General features: G+C 64.2%; 14 protein-coding genes. 7 read left to right on the top strand and 7 right to left on the bottom strand.

What is annotated here, in order from left to right:
- Nucleotides 1–84: 84 nt before the first annotated feature.
- Nucleotides 85–1092 carry a LacI family DNA-binding transcriptional regulator gene (locus ASC48_RS02635; protein WP_055454333.1) on the top strand — a complete coding sequence of 336 codons (1008 nt, stop codon included), beginning with the start codon at nucleotides 85–87 and terminating at the stop codon, nucleotides 1090–1092.
- 336 nt (nucleotides 1093–1428) lie between these two features.
- On the opposite strand, the gene gndA is transcribed toward ASC48_RS02635, so the two are convergent.
- The 4 genes from gndA to ASC48_RS02615 form a co-directional block, all read right to left on the bottom strand.
- The gene (gene gndA / locus ASC48_RS02630; RefSeq protein ID WP_055454332.1) at nucleotides 1429–2835 is read right to left on the bottom strand and encodes an NADP-dependent phosphogluconate dehydrogenase; all 1407 of its coding nucleotides are present in this window, start codon (nucleotides 2833–2835) and stop codon (nucleotides 1429–1431) included.
- Nucleotides 2832–3722: an SMP-30/gluconolactonase/LRE family protein gene (locus ASC48_RS02625; RefSeq protein WP_055454231.1), complete on the bottom strand. Its 891-nt coding sequence runs from the start codon at nucleotides 3720–3722 to the stop codon at nucleotides 2832–2834. Before ASC48_RS02625 ends, gndA begins: the two co-directional genes overlap by 4 nt.
- Nucleotides 3723–3903: 181 nt before the next feature.
- Nucleotides 3904–4935 (bottom strand): L-idonate 5-dehydrogenase, encoded by a 1032-nt coding sequence (locus ASC48_RS02620; protein ID WP_055454230.1) that lies wholly within the window; start codon nucleotides 4933–4935, stop codon nucleotides 3904–3906.
- Nucleotides 4936–4946: 11 nt separating this feature from the next.
- Entirely contained in the window at nucleotides 4947–5894 is a 948-nt protein-coding gene (locus ASC48_RS02615; RefSeq protein ID WP_055454229.1) for a 2-hydroxyacid dehydrogenase, read from the bottom strand.
- A 100-nt stretch (nucleotides 5895–5994) separates the two neighbouring features.
- Between ASC48_RS02615 and ASC48_RS02610 the strand changes: the two genes are divergently transcribed.
- From ASC48_RS02610 to ASC48_RS02590, 5 genes are all read left to right on the top strand, one after another.
- Complete coding sequence (locus ASC48_RS02610) at nucleotides 5995–6750, top strand: SDR family oxidoreductase (RefSeq protein ID WP_055454228.1); 756 nt, start codon at nucleotides 5995–5997, stop codon at nucleotides 6748–6750.
- Entirely contained in the window at nucleotides 6750–7256 is a 507-nt protein-coding gene (locus ASC48_RS02605; RefSeq protein ID WP_082439949.1) for a gluconokinase, read from the top strand. The genes ASC48_RS02610 and ASC48_RS02605 overlap by 1 nt, the downstream gene beginning before the upstream one ends.
- On the top strand, nucleotides 7253–8140 hold the full coding sequence (locus ASC48_RS02600) for an NAD(P)-dependent oxidoreductase (RefSeq protein ID WP_055454227.1): 888 nt from the start codon (nucleotides 7253–7255) through the stop codon (nucleotides 8138–8140). Before ASC48_RS02605 ends, ASC48_RS02600 begins: the two co-directional genes overlap by 4 nt.
- Nucleotides 8137–8475, top strand: a complete 339-nt coding sequence (locus ASC48_RS02595; protein WP_055454226.1) for a hypothetical protein — start codon at nucleotides 8137–8139, stop codon at nucleotides 8473–8475. The genes ASC48_RS02600 and ASC48_RS02595 overlap by 4 nt, the downstream gene beginning before the upstream one ends.
- 66 nt (nucleotides 8476–8541) lie before the next feature.
- Nucleotides 8542–9558: a LacI family DNA-binding transcriptional regulator gene (locus ASC48_RS02590; RefSeq protein WP_055454225.1), complete on the top strand. Its 1017-nt coding sequence runs from the start codon at nucleotides 8542–8544 to the stop codon at nucleotides 9556–9558.
- Nucleotides 9559–9899: 341 nt separating this feature from the next.
- On the opposite strand, the gene ASC48_RS02585 is transcribed toward ASC48_RS02590, so the two are convergent.
- The 3 genes from ASC48_RS02585 to ASC48_RS02575 are packed head-to-tail and all read right to left on the bottom strand — an operon-like array spanning nucleotide 9900 to nucleotide 12689.
- Entirely contained in the window at nucleotides 9900–10877 is a 978-nt protein-coding gene (locus ASC48_RS02585) for a TRAP transporter substrate-binding protein (protein WP_055454224.1), read from the bottom strand.
- A 43-nt stretch (nucleotides 10878–10920) separates the two neighbouring features.
- Nucleotides 10921–12201: a TRAP transporter large permease subunit gene (locus ASC48_RS02580; RefSeq protein WP_055454223.1), complete on the bottom strand. Its 1281-nt coding sequence runs from the start codon at nucleotides 12199–12201 to the stop codon at nucleotides 10921–10923.
- A complete protein-coding gene (locus tag ASC48_RS02575) occupies nucleotides 12198–12689 on the bottom strand; it encodes a TRAP transporter small permease (RefSeq protein ID WP_055454222.1) in 492 nt (163 codons plus the stop codon). Before ASC48_RS02575 ends, ASC48_RS02580 begins: the two co-directional genes overlap by 4 nt.
- 146 nt (nucleotides 12690–12835) lie before the next feature.
- Here ASC48_RS02575 and ASC48_RS02570 point away from each other — a divergent pair, with 146 nt between their 5' ends.
- Nucleotides 12836–13879, top strand: a complete 1044-nt coding sequence (locus ASC48_RS02570) for a LacI family DNA-binding transcriptional regulator (RefSeq protein WP_244269982.1) — start codon at nucleotides 12836–12838, stop codon at nucleotides 13877–13879.

The following is a 13879-nucleotide window of genomic DNA, read 5'->3' as shown; positions in this document are numbered from 1 at the left end:
ATGGAGCGTGTATCGGCCCAGATGGGTTGTCAAGCGTAAAGTTATCGATAACATAATCTGCATATGCGGCAGTCTGGAAGCATGATGGACCGGCGGAACAAGGCCAATATGGATGACATCGCCCGCGTGGCGGGGGTGTCGAAGATGACGGTGAGCCGTGTCCTGCGCGGTGGCAGCGGATTTTCTGAGGAAACGCGCGGGAAGGTTCTCGCAGCGGCGGAGACGCTTGGCTATGTGCCCAACCGTCTGGCGGCGGCCTTCGGCTCAGAGCAGGCCTCGACACTGGTCGGCATGTGCGTGCCACGTCTGAGTTCCAGCCTCTTCGGTCAGGTGCTCGACGGGGTGGACCGCGCCCTGTCGCGGCTCGGCTATCAACTGATGATCGGGGCCAGCAATCACGCGGTGGAGCAGGAAGAGGACTGGGTGCGGCAGGTAGTGAGCTGGCGCCCGGCCGGCGTCATCCTCTCCGGCAGTCTGCACACGCCTGGCACAGTCGAGATGCTGCGCCAGTCGGCCATGCCGGTGGTGGAGGTGTGGGAGCTGACGACAAGCCCCGTCGACATGGCGGTCGGCTTTTCCCACTTCGATTGCGGCATGGAAATGGGCCAGTTTCTGCTGCGGCGCGGGCGGCGCAAGGTTGGCTATGTCGGGGCCTTGGGTCTGTCGGATGTGATCAGCTCGGCCCGGCTCGATGGCTTCGAGGCGGCACTGTCGGCGGGAGGCCATCCTCTGGCGGCGAAGGAAGTCCTCATCGACAACCCCGGCTTTTACCGGGGCTTCTACGGGCTCGAAACCCTGCTTGCGCGTGAGCCGGACCTTGATGCGGTCTATTTCCACAATGACGAAATGGCCATCGGCGGCCTTGCCTATTGCGAGGCGCGGGGCATCCGTGTGCCGGAAGATCTGGGCATCGCCGGCTGGGGCGGCATGGAAGCAGCCTCCGTCCTGCCGCGCCGCCTGACGACCACGGTTGTTCCTGCCACGGCCATCGGCAAATCCGCCGCCGAAGCCCTCGTCGCCCGCCTGCGCGGCGAACCGGGGCAGGACATCACCGTTGTCCCGACGCGGCTGGTTCCGGGGGAGACGGCGTAGGGGCTTCTGCTTCAGCTTTGTGAGTGCCTCAGCCGCTGGGCACTGCGTTGCGAACAGGCACTGAGTTACCCCGGCCAAGCGCAGCGCGAGCCGGGGGCTACTCGTTTGCAGAGAGGTGCTGTTGTCTCACTCGGGGCGGCAATCACCGGCCCTGCGCACGCCTCTTTGCCGCGTTCCAGTCTTGCCGCTCTGGAAGCGAGTGGTTCCCGGATCTCCGCTGCGCTACGTCCGGGACGATGCGGAATGTGTGGTGGGGAACTGCGCTCTGCCCCTTTCTGGAGTCACAGTCAAACGCTGCCCCATCCCCTGAAGGAGGGGCAGTGTTCAGTTTTGCCGTCAGGATGCCGAGAGGCCCCAGGGGCCATGGTGGGCGTCCTTGCCGTCGAGGCGGTCGAAACCGTGGGCGCCGAAGAAGTCGCGCTGGGCCTGGATCATGTTGGCGGTGCCGCGTGCCGTGCGCATCAGGTCGAACCAGGCAAGGCCCGAGGCCAGAGCCGGAACCGGCAGGCCGTTGAGCGCGCCGAGGGCGACGATCTTGCGCAGGGCCGGAAGCGCTGCCTCGATGCGGCGGGCAAAGTCCGGCGCCATGATCAGGTTGCGCGTGGCATCTTCCGTAAGGGCACTGGCCATGTCGTTCAGCATGTCCGAGCGGATGATGCAGCCGGCACGCCACACGCGGGCGATGTCCGGCAGCGGCAGATTCCAGCCGAAGGTGGCCGAGGCTGCGGTCATCATGGTGAAGCCCTGCGCATAGCACAGGATCTTGCCTGCGATCAGCGCCTGCTCCAGCTCGTCAGCGGACGGTGCATCCGTCAGCTTCTGCGGGGCCGCGCCATAGAGCGCTTCACCGGCCTTGCGCTCGTCCACGCGGGACGAGACGTTGCGCGCCATCACGGCGGCCTCGATCACCGGCACTGGAGCGCCCAGATGCTGGGCTTCGATGACGGTCCAGCGGCCCGTGCCCTTCTGCCCGGCAGCATCCAGAATGACGTCGAGCATCGGCTGGCCGGTCAGCGGATCGGTGGCGGCGGCGACGGCGCCAGAGATTTCCACCAGATAGGAGCGCAGTGTGCCTTCGTTCCACTTCTGGAAGATGGCGGCTGCATCGGCGGCGCCAAGGCCCATCCCGTCGCGCATGATGCCGTAGACTTCGGCGATCATCTGCATGTCGGCATATTCGATGCCGTTGTGCACGGCCTTGACGAAGTGGCCGGCACCTGCCTCGCCCATCCAGGTGGCGCAAGGCGTGTCACCGTAGCGGGCGGCAATGGCAGTGAGAACCGGCTTCACCCGCTCGAAATCGGCCGGGTTGCCGCCAGCCATGATCGAGGGGCCGTGACGCGCCCCTTCCTCGCCGCCGGACACGCCGATGCCCATGAAGCGGACTCCAAGGTCTGCGGCGGCGCGGCGGTTGGTGTCGTGGAAGTTGGCGTTGCCCGCGTCGATGATCAGGTCATCCTTGCCGAGCAGCGGAGCCAGAGCCTCGATCTGGTCATCCACGGCCTTGCCGGCCGGGACCATGAGGATGATGGCGCGCGGCGGCTTGATGGCCGCCACCAGCTCCTTCAGGCTTTCGGTGGGAACCACGTTCGCGGCCAGATCACCGGCTTCTGCATGGAAGCGGCGGGTTACGTCCGTGGTGCGGTTCCACACGGCAATGCGAAAGCCTTTTTCGGCGATATTCAGCGCCAGTGCGGCACCCATCGTGCCAAGTCCGATGAGCCCGATCTCTGCCGAAGTCATGGCCATTGTAGTCCTTTCCGGTTCAGGATCACGGAGTAGACGCTGGTCGTCGCCGTGATGAAGAGCTGATGTTTCGCCCTGCCGCCGAAACAGAGGTTGGACACCAGTTCCGGCACAAGGATCTTGCCCATGAGGTGGCCCTCCGGGGCGATGCAGTGGACGCCGTCAGCAGCCGAGGACCACAGATTGCCGTCCCCGTCCACCCGGAATCCATCGGCACAGCCTGGCTGGATCGTGTGGAACACACGCCCCTCGCTGGGTCTGCCGTTTTTCATGACATAGGCCCGGATGTGCTGGGGATCGCTGCCGAACATGCGGCCGGTATCGGCAACATAGAGCAGGCTTTCATCCGGGCTGAATGCCAGTCCGTTGGGACAGGCCATATCATCGATCACTTTGTCAATGGTGCCGTCGGGATCAACCCGGTAGACCGCGCAGGGCAGTTCCTGTTCGGACTTGAAGCCCTCGTAATCGGTCATGATCCCGTAATGGGGATCGGAGAACCAGATGGCGCCATCGCGCGAGACGATGACATCATTGGGCGAATTCAGGCGCTTGCCCTCGAACCTGTCGGCGATCACGGTGATCGAGCCGTCCCATTCGGTGCGGGTGACGCGGCGCGTGCCATGTTCGCAGGAGATCAGCCGGCCCTGCCTGTCGCGGGTGTGGCCATTGGCATAGTTGGAAGGCGCGCGGTAGGTGGTCACCCCATCCGGCGTCCAGCGCATGATGCGGTTGTTGGGGATGTCGGAGAACAGCAGGTGCCCCGCATCGCCGAACCAGACCGGGCCTTCCACCCAGTCAAAGCCGGTGGCGATCCGCTTCACCGGCGCATTGCCGAGGACGTAGGTCTGGAAAACCGGGTCAATGACCTCGAAAAACGGCATGAGACCTCCCTGTCCCTGCGGGCCGTTGGTCCGGCCTGATTGCAGGTAGCGTTACCACCTGAGGCGTGGGCAAGAAAGGCGTTTACGCGACGAGGCGGTCTGAGTTTGAGAGAGGCCGCGCCCGGCTGTGGTCCTTGCGGGCCAGTGGGGTGCCGGGCGCGGCAGCTGGATGGAGAACCCGTCAGGAAAAGGCGATCTGGGCCTTCATGGCCTGGCTGCGGTCGGATGCCAGCAGGAAGGCTTCCTCTGCCTTGTCGAGGCCAACCGTGTGGGTAATCAGCGGCTTCACGTCGATGAGACCCTTCTGCATCAGGCTGACGCCCACGGCGAATTCCGGATGGAAGCGGAACGAGCCGCGCAGATCCAGTTCCTTTGCCGTGATGGCCATCATCGGCACGCTCATGTCACCGCCAAGGCCAAGCTGCAGAATGATGCCGCGCGGGCGCAGGGCCGCGATGCCGCCAGCCAGTGCAGGGGCAGCGCCCGAGCACTCGTAGAGCACGTCGAAATAGCCCTTGTCAGCGTTATAGGCGGCCAGCGCATCCGGTTCGTTCGCCATGTTGATGGTGCGGTCTGCGCCCACCTTGCGGGCCAGCGCCAGCGTAAAATCGGAGAGGTCGGTCGCCACGATTTCCTGCGCGCCCGAGCGGCGGGCGGCAAGAATCGACAGGATGCCGATGGGGCCGCAGCCGGTCACCAGCACGCGCTTGCCCAGCATGTCGCCCGCGCGGCGGGTGGCGTGCAGCGTAACGGCCAGCGGCTCAGCCATGGCAGCTTCGCCCGGCGTCAGGCCGGTTGCATCGACGCACTGGAACTGGTCAGCCACCAGCACTTCGCGGAAGGCGCCCTGAATATGCGGGAAGGGCATGGCCGAGCCGTAGAAGCGCATGTTGAGGCACTGGTTCGGCAGGCCTTCCAGGCAGTACTTGCAAGCGCGGCAGGGGCGGGACGGGGACACGGCCACAAGCTGGCCTTCGGTGTAGCCGGTGACGCCGGGGCCGACGCTTTCCACATAGGCGGAGACTTCGTGACCGAGAATCATCGGCTCGCGCAGGCGCACGGTGCCGAAGCCGCCGTGGTTGTAGTAGTGCAGGTCCGAGCCGCAGACGCCGCCGGTGGCAAGGCGCAGGCGCAGCTGGCCTTCGCCCGGGGTTTCCTCCGGGCGCTCTTCGACGCGAAGATCCTTGGCGGCGTGAATGACGATGGCACGCATGGGTGTGATCCTTACAGAACCGGTGCCGGCAGGGGCTTGCCGGCAAAATGGGCGGTCAGGTTGTCGCGCAGCAGCTGGCCCATGGCCTTGCGGGTTTCGATGGTGCCCGAGGCATGGTGCGGCTGCAGCAGCACGTTGTCGAGCTTGAGGAAGCGCGGGTTGAGCTTCGGCTCGCCTTCGAACACGTCAAGCGCGGCCGAACCGAGCTTGCCGCTCTCCAGTGCGTCGAGAAGCGCCTCTTCGTCAATGTTGGAGGCGCGGCTGATGTTGATCAGCATGCCTTCCGGCCCCAGAGCCTCGATCACCTTCGGGCCGACGATGTGCCGCGTGGCAGCCGATGCGGCGAGGGTGACGAACAGGAAGTCGGAACGGGCAGCCAGTGCAACAGGGTCCTGAATGAACTCCCACTGCGAGGCGTAGTCCTTGGCGGACACGTCCGAATAGGCGATCTCCATGTCGAAACCGGCGAGGCGCTTGGCCACCTCGTAGCCGATGCGGCCAAGGCCCAGAACGCCGGCCTTGCGGCCCCAGACGCGGCGCTTCAGCGGATAAAGCCCCTTGGCAGCCCAGGAGCCGTCCTTGACCCAGGTTTCCGCGCCGATCATGCCGCGCGACTGCACCAGCATCATGGCAACGCCAAGGTCGGCCACGTCATTGGTCAGCACATCCGGCGTGTTGGTGACGCGGATGCCGCGAGCCTTGGCAGCGTTCAGATCCACCGCATCATAGCCGACGCCATAGACGCTGATGACTTCGAGATTCGGGCAGGCTGCGATCATGTCAGCATTCGCACCCAGCTCGCCGCGCGTGGCGATGCCGCGGATTTGCGGGCCCACCTTAGCAAGGAAAGCCGCCTTGTCCGCCGCCTCGAAATAGCGGTGCACGGTGAAGGCTTCTTCAAGGGGGATCTGGTCCCACTCCGGGTAGGGTCCAACCTGGAGGAGGTGGGGCTTGCTCATTCTTGTCTCCGTAAGCTTCGGGCTTGACATCAAATGTTATCGATAACATAAACAGGGTCAGACGAACTTGTCGAGTGGTTTTCTGATAAAGGGGAAGAGAGTGAGCCTTCAGCTATTTGACCTGACCGGACGCCGTGCATTGGTAACCGGTTCCTCGCAGGGTATCGGTCTTGCGCTTGCCAAGGGGCTTGCGGCGGCCGGTGCGCAGGTGGTCCTGAATGGCCGGAATGCGGCGCGTCTGGCCGAAGCTGCAGCCCAGGTTCCGGGTGCCGAAACCCTCGCCTTTGACGTGACGGATCACGAAGGTGTCCGCGCCGCCGTCGATGCTTTCGAGGCGGAGAATGGCGCCATCGACATTCTTGTGAACAACGCCGGCATGCAGCACCGCGCCCCGCTGGAAGACTTCCCCGCAGATGCCTTCGAGCGCCTGCTGCAGACCAACGTTGCCAGCATCTTCCATGTCGGTCAGGCCGTTGCCCGCCACATGATCAAGCGCGGCAAGGGCAAGATCATCAACATCGCCAGCGTGCAGACCGCGCTCGCCCGCCCGTCCATAGCCCCCTACACCGCCACCAAGGGCGCTGTCGGCAACCTGACCAAGGGCATGGCCACCGACTGGGCCAAGTATGGCATCAACTGCAACGCCATCGCGCCGGGCTACTTCGACACGCCGCTCAACGCCGCGCTCGTGGCCGATCCGGCCTTCTCCGCATGGCTGGAAAAGCGCACGCCCGCAGGCCGCTGGGGCAAGGTGGAGGAACTGGTTGGCGCCTGCGTGTTCCTGTCCTCGGAAGCGGCCTCCTTCGTCAACGGCCACGTGCTGTTCGTTGACGGCGGCATCACGGCCTCGCTGTGATGAGCACCCGCATCATTCTGATGGGCGTTGCCGGGTGCGGCAAGTCGAGCGTGGGTGAAGCCATCAGCGCCCGCACCGGTATTGCCTACCGGGACGGTGACGACCTGCATCCGGCTGCCAATGTCGAGAAGATGCGCTCCGGCATTCCCCTGACCGACGAGGACCGCTGGCCCTGGCTCGATCAGGTGGGCCGGGAGCTTGCGGACAAGGCACCGATCATCATCGGCTGCTCGGCGCTGAAGCGGATCTACCGAGACCGCATCCGTGCGCTGGCTGGCGGGCCGGTGACCTTCGTGCATCTGGCCGGCTCGCGCGATCTCATCGCCGGGCGCATGGCGCAGCGCACGGGGCACTACATGCCTCTGTCGCTGCTCGACAGCCAGTTTGCGGCGCTGGAACTGCCGCAGCCGGACGAGGGCGCGCTCACTGCCGACATTTGCCAGCCGCTTGATGCGCTTGTGGATGGCATCGTCAAGGGGCTGAATCTGGAGGAGATCAAGGCATGACTGGACATGTTGCGCTGATTGGCGCAGGCGCCATGGGCGGTGCCATCGGCGCCCGCCTCGTTGAAACTGGCACGCTGCTGAAGGTGTTCGATCTGGACACCGCCAAGGTGGATGGTCTCGTGGCCAAGGGTGCAGTGGCTGCGGCCAGCGCTGCCGAGGCCGCATCGGGCGCAAAGGCTGTGATCCTCAGCCTCAATGCCCCGCGCATCGTCCGTGCCGCCGTATTCGGTGCTGGCGGCGTGTCGGAAGGGGCGGCATCGGGCACGCTGATCATCGACATGTCGTCGATCGATCCAGAAGCCACGCGCCAGCTTGCGGCAGACGCAGCCGGAAAGGGTCTGCGCTGGGTGGACAGCCCGCTGTCCGGCGGCATTCCGAAGGCGGCCATCGGCCAGCTTACCCTGATGCAGGGCGGAGCGGAGGCCGACGTCAAGGAAGCCCAGCAGGTGCTTTCCGGCGTTGCCAGCAATCAGACCCACATGGGCCCGGCGGGCGCAGGCCAGACCACCAAGCTGATCAATCAGGTGCTCTGCGGCCTTGGCTTCCTGGCCGTCGCCGAAGCCACCGCGCTGGCGGAAGCTGCCGGTGTGGAGGTGACCCGCATTCCGCAGGCGCTCAAGGGCGGGCGCGCCGACAGCGCCATTCTGCAGGAATACATGCCCCGCTTTGCCGCGCGCGACTACCGCCGCACGGGGCGCATCGACAACATGGTGAAGGATCTCAACGGCGCGCAGGATCTCGCCCGCCAGACCCACACCGCCATGCCGCTGACTGCCATCTGCGCCGAAGTGCACCGCATGCTGACCGCAGCGGGCCTTGGCGGCGAAGATCAGGCCGCCTTGATGGAGTTTTTCAAGGGGCCCAACCAGGAGAACTTCGAATGATCACCCGTTATGCCCTGTTCGAGGGCAAGGTTCATGAAGGCCAGGACGCAGCTTTCCGTGAGGCCGTGCTGTCGGAAATCCTGCCGAAGTGGAAGGGTTTCCCCGGCGCGCTGGCCGTGCGTGTCACCTTCGCGGAAAGCCGCGACGAGGGCGCCCCGGAATATCCGATGATCCTCGCCATCAGCTATCCGGACCTTGCCACGGTTGATGCCGCTCTTGCCAGCCCGATCCGGGCCGAGGCGCGTGCTGCGACCGAGTCGGTGCTGGAGCGCTTCTTCACGGGCCGCATCCATCACCACATCACCACGGCACATGACCACGTTCTGGCTGGCTGACTTGCCAGCTGGACAGCCCTTCGGATACTCCGGAAGGTAACTGTAACCCCAGCTCCACGGCCCCAGATGCGCCAGACCCGCAAACCGCCCACCATGGCTGATGTCGCCCGCGCCGCAGGCGTCTCACCCATGACCGTCAGCCGGGCCTTCAAGGACGGCAGTTCGGTCTCCGAGGCAACGCGCACGGCGATCCATCAGGCGGCCGAGGAGCTGGGGTATGTGTTCGACAGCACGGCCTCCAACCTGCGCTCGCAGCGCACCGGCTTCGTCGCCGTCAGCATTCCCTCGCTGAACAACGCCAACTTTGCCGAAACGGTCGGGGGCCTCTCCGACACGCTGAAGCAACATGGCCTCCAGATCCTTTTGGGCTACACTAATTATGACATTCACGCCGAAGAGCAACTGATCGAGCAGCTGCTGCAGCGGCGCCCCGAGGCAATCGTCGTCACCGGCGGCAGGCACACGCCGCGTGCCCGCAAGCTGCTGGAAAACGCCGCGATCCCGGTTGTCGAAACCTGGGATCTGCCGAGCGCGCCCATCGGCCATGTCGTGGGCTTTTCCAACGCGGCTGCCGTGCAGGCGATGGTGGACCATTTCGTGGCACGTGGCCTGCGCAAGATCGCCTTCATCGGCGGGGATGCTGACCGCGACACACGCGGCACCGACCGCCGCAACGGGTTCATCTCGGCCATGAAGGCTTACGGACTGGACACGGGGCGTCTGATAGCCGCCGGGGTGCCGCCCATTTCCATGCGGGAAGGGGCCAATGCCATGGGCCGCCTGCTGGAAGATATGCCCGATACGGAGGCCGTCATCTGCGTGTCGGACCTGTCGGCCTTCGGTGCTCTTACCGAATGCCAGCGCCGGGGTGTGCCGGTGCCGGAGCGCATTTCCATTGCAGGCTTCGGTGACTACGAGATTGCCGGCATTTCCGTGCCCTCGCTGACCACGATCAACCCGCATCCGCGCCAGATCGGCGAGCAGGCGGCAGGTATTATCATCGAGGCCCTCGGCAGCAAGCCGCTCTCCCGCCAGACCATCGCCATCGCCCCCGTCCTGCAGATCCGCGGCAGCAGCGTTTAAGGCATTGGGGTGATCCCACGCGCCGTCATGGGGTGATGATGGTATAGTGATGTTTCTGATTTTAAGGGGTTTTCTTCTTTTGTGCCCTCGCGCCCACCCCACGCTCCGTCCTGCCATGACTTGATCATGGCATCCATCCCCTTTCGTCTCAGCGGTGTAGGCGTGTGATTGGGTCTTGGTGACGGTGCGGGGTTTCGAGGCTGTGCCGTGCGGATGGGGAGCGGCATGGATGCCATGGTCGAGCCATGGCAGGACGAAAACAGATGAGTGCAGGGCCCCCACCGAATACAAAAGGGCGGCCCGTTGCCGGACCGCCATTCTGAATACTCATGCGCTGCAGATTACTTCTGCAGGGCGACGATGGCGTTGACGAGGGTGTCGCCGTTCTCGGCAATGAAGTTGTCCCACACCGGGCGGACGACTTCCTGGAAGGCGGCGGCGTCGACGTCGCTGTTGACGGTCATGCCGGCAGAGGTCAGTTCGGCGATCATGGCCGCTTCCTTTTCCTGGGCCAGCTTGCGCTGCATGGCGACGGCTTCGGCAGCCACTTCGGTGATGACCTTTTGCTCGTCGGCGGTGAGGCTGTTGAACTTGTCATTGTTCATGACGAGGGCCAGGTTGGAGTAGGCGTGCTGGGTGAGCGAGAGGTACTTCTGCACTTCGTAGAACTTGAAGGACAGAACGATGCCGATCGGATGGTCCTGCGCGTCCACAACGCCGGTTTCCAGGGCGGTGTAGAGCTCAGCGACCGGCAGCTGCTGCGGGTTTGCGCTCAGCAGGGTGAACATGTCGTTCAGAGCCTTGGAGTTGTTGACGCGCATGCGCAGGCCCGCAAGGTCAGCCGGGGTCTTGATCGGGCCGCGGTTGTTGGTCATGTTGCGGTACCCGTTCTCCGGGAAGCCCAGAACCTTCATGCCCAGCGGCTCGAACTTGGCGGCAATGCCCTGGCCGATTTCGCCGTCCAGAACCTTGTAGGCAATTTCGCGGTTCGGGAACATGAACGGCAGCTCGACCACGCCGGCATCCTTGACGAGGCCGGTGAAGTTGTTGAGGCCCGACATGGCGATGTCGATGATGCCCGAACGGGTGCCGTCGATCATTGCCGCATCATTGCCCAGCTGGCCCTGCGGGAAAATGTTGACCGTGACGGAACCGTTGGTGCGCGCCTCGACCTGCTCCTTGAAGAACACGGCAAGGTTCTGCTGCAGATCCGTTTCCGGCGCGGCATGTGCGAACTTCAATGTGGTCTGCGCCTGTGCGCAGACAGCGGCAAGGGTGAGGGCCGTGGCAAGGCCAAGGGCTTTCAGGATTTTCTTCATGCTGTACTCCTCCCAGAATGATGGCATTGAGCCAGGGTAACGGTTATCCGCCCATGAAACGGGCCGGAACGGTGATCAGCTCGGGCACCAGGATGAACAAGCCGAGCAGAAGGGCGTAGGCGATCACAAAAGGCCAGACGCCCTTGACGGCGCGGCTCATCGGGACGCGGCCCACGCCGCAGATGACGTTCAGAACAGTTCCGACCGGCGGGGTGATGAGGCCGATGGAGCAGTTCATGATGAACATGAGCCCGAAGTACACGGGATCGATCCCCGCCATTTTTATAACCGGCATGAACAGCGGCACGAGAATCAGAACTGTTGGTGAAAGATCCATGATCATGCCTACTGCCAGCACGATCAGCATGATGACCAGCATCAGGAGGCGCGGGCTGTTGATCAGCGGCTGCAGCAGGGCTGCGAGCTGCTGCGGCAGCTGGGCAACCGTAATGAGCCAGGCGGCGACCATTGCAGCGCCAACAAGGAACATGACCATCGCCGTGGAGCGGCCCGCGCTGATCAGAACCTGCAGGAAGTCCCGGAATGTCAGCTCGCGGTAGACAAGCGTGGAGACGAGGATCGCATAGACCGCCGCCACCACCGCCGCTTCCGTCGCTGTGAAGGCGCCGGTGCGGATGCCGCCGATGATGATGATAGGCAAAAGCAGCGCCCAGATACCTTGCTTCAGGGCCATCCAGCGCTCCGCTCCCGAGGCCTTGGGCAGGACTTCCAGGTTTTCCTTGCGGATCATGAAGCTCCAGACCAGCACCAGCGTCAGGCCCATCATCAGACCGGGTGCGATACCGGCGAGGAACAGCTTGGCAATGGAGATGTTGCCCGCAACGCCCAGCAGGATCAGCGGCAGCGACGGGGGGATGATCGGCGCGATGATGCCGCCGGCGGCCAGCAGGCCAAGGCTGCGCCCTTCGGGATAATTGCCGTCGCGCATCATCGGATAAAGGATCGAGACGAGCGCGGCCGCATCGGCCACGGCCGAGCCGGACAGGCCCGCGAGCACGATGGACGTCATGATCGCCACATAGCCAAGCCCGCCCTTGCGGTGGCCGACGAGCGAGGAGGCGAGACGCACGATGCGCGTGGACAATCCGCCGCGCGACATGACTTCACCGGCAACCAGGAAGAAGGGGATGGCCAGCAGCGGGAAGTTGTCGACGCCGTTGATGAGGTTCTGCGCCAGAATGCCGGTGCTGAGCATATCCATCTGCAGCATCAAGGCCATGGAGGCGAGCAGCAGGGCGAAGGCAACCGGCAGGCCCAGCAGGATTGCGCCGATCAGAACGGTCAGAAAGAGAATGAGGGTCATTCCGCGCCATCCTCTGCAAGGACTTGCTTCACGCTGTCAGGATTGATGATGCGGACCACCGCAATGGCCGTCATGAGCACCGAGGACACGACGCCCGCCAGATAGAAGAGGCCTGAGGGCAGGCCTGTCAGTGGCGAGATGTTGGACATGTTCATCATGGCCTGCTTCATGCAGCCCCAGAACAGCATCAGCACGGTGACGAGGATCACCAGCCAGCAGGCGCGGCGCAGGAGGCCGATGTATTTCGGGAAGGCAGCCTCGGCGAATTCAGCCAGAGCCAGATGCTCGCCCCGGCGCAGGGTGACGGCAGCACCCAGCATGACCACCCAGACAAACCACAGGCGCGAGAGTTCCACCGAAACGCGGATGCCGGAGGAGAAACCATAGCGCAGGACGACATTGGCAAAAACGATGGCAATCATCGCGGTCAGAAGCGCCGCCATGATGAGATCGATCGAGCGCCATATGAGGCGGATTATGCTGTGCATCCGTCCTCCTCCCAGAAGTTGGAATGCTTCAAATTGCACGGGATGTGCGTTTGAGTTATCGTTAACCCACCATGGATGATATCGATAACAAATTGGATGATATCGATAACAAATTTGAGCGTCAAGCTCTTCCGGAAGAGCGTCCCGTGACCATCGCCGATCTGGCGGTGCGGGCAGGGGTCAGCCCGATGACCGTGTCGAAGGCGCTCAGGGATACCGGGCGGCTGAGTGCCGGGACACGGGCGCGAATCAAGCAGCTGGCCGACGAACTGGGCTATGTGCCCAACTCGCTTGCTGGTGCGCTCAGCTCACGCACCAGCAAGCTTGTGGCGGTTCTCATCCCCTCGATCAGCGATCATGTCTATGCGGAGGTTCTGGGCGGCATTCACGGGGTGCTGCGGCCGGAGGGGCTGCAGACCTTCATTGGCGAGACCTTCTTCGATCCCGGGCTGGAAGAGAGTCTGCTGCGGACCATGCTGTCGCTGAAGCCCGCAGGATTGCTGGTGTCGGGCGGGATCCTGCGCACGGAAAAGGCGCAGGCGCTGCTGGAGCGGCGGCAGGTGCCGGCGGTGCAGATGTGGGATCAGCGCAATGCCGGTCTTGATGCGGCGGTGGGGGTTGATCACGCCGGGGCTGGGCGCATGGCGGCACGGCGGCTGCTGGATGCGGGCCTCCGGCGCCTGGCCTATGTCGGCTCGCAGCTGGAGGCCGATCTATGCGCCCGTGAGCGCTTCAAGGGATTTGCGGCGGAGGTGTCGGCCGCCGGTGCACGCCTGACCGTTCTGGATGGCGGCACTTTGCCGCGGCAGGTGGAAAGCGGCACCCTGCTGGTCCAGCAGCTGCTGGGAAGCGTGCCGGATGTGGAGGGGATCCACTTCCTCAATGATGCGATGGCGGCAGGCGGCCTGCGCTATCTGTTTGAGACGGGGATCGATGTGCCGGGGCAGGTCTCGGTCATCGGCTTCAACGGCACCGCGCATGCCTTTTCCATCCGCACGCGGCTGACCACGCTGGACCTGCCGCGCCTGCAGCTTGGGCGCCAGGCGGCCTGCTGCCTCCTCCAGCTTTGCCGCAAGAATTCTCCCGTGCCCGGTCAGGAAATCGGATTGCGTATTATCGAGGGCAACACCACGCGTCCGCTGTTGCCGGACTGGGGCAGGGAACGGGCTGTGGCAGAATCTGCTTCCTAA

It is taken from the genome of Pannonibacter indicus, from assembly GCF_001418225.1.
Lineage (GTDB): Bacteria > Pseudomonadota > Alphaproteobacteria > Rhizobiales > Stappiaceae > Pannonibacter > Pannonibacter indicus.
This window is presented reverse-complemented; position numbering and strand designations above follow the sequence as displayed.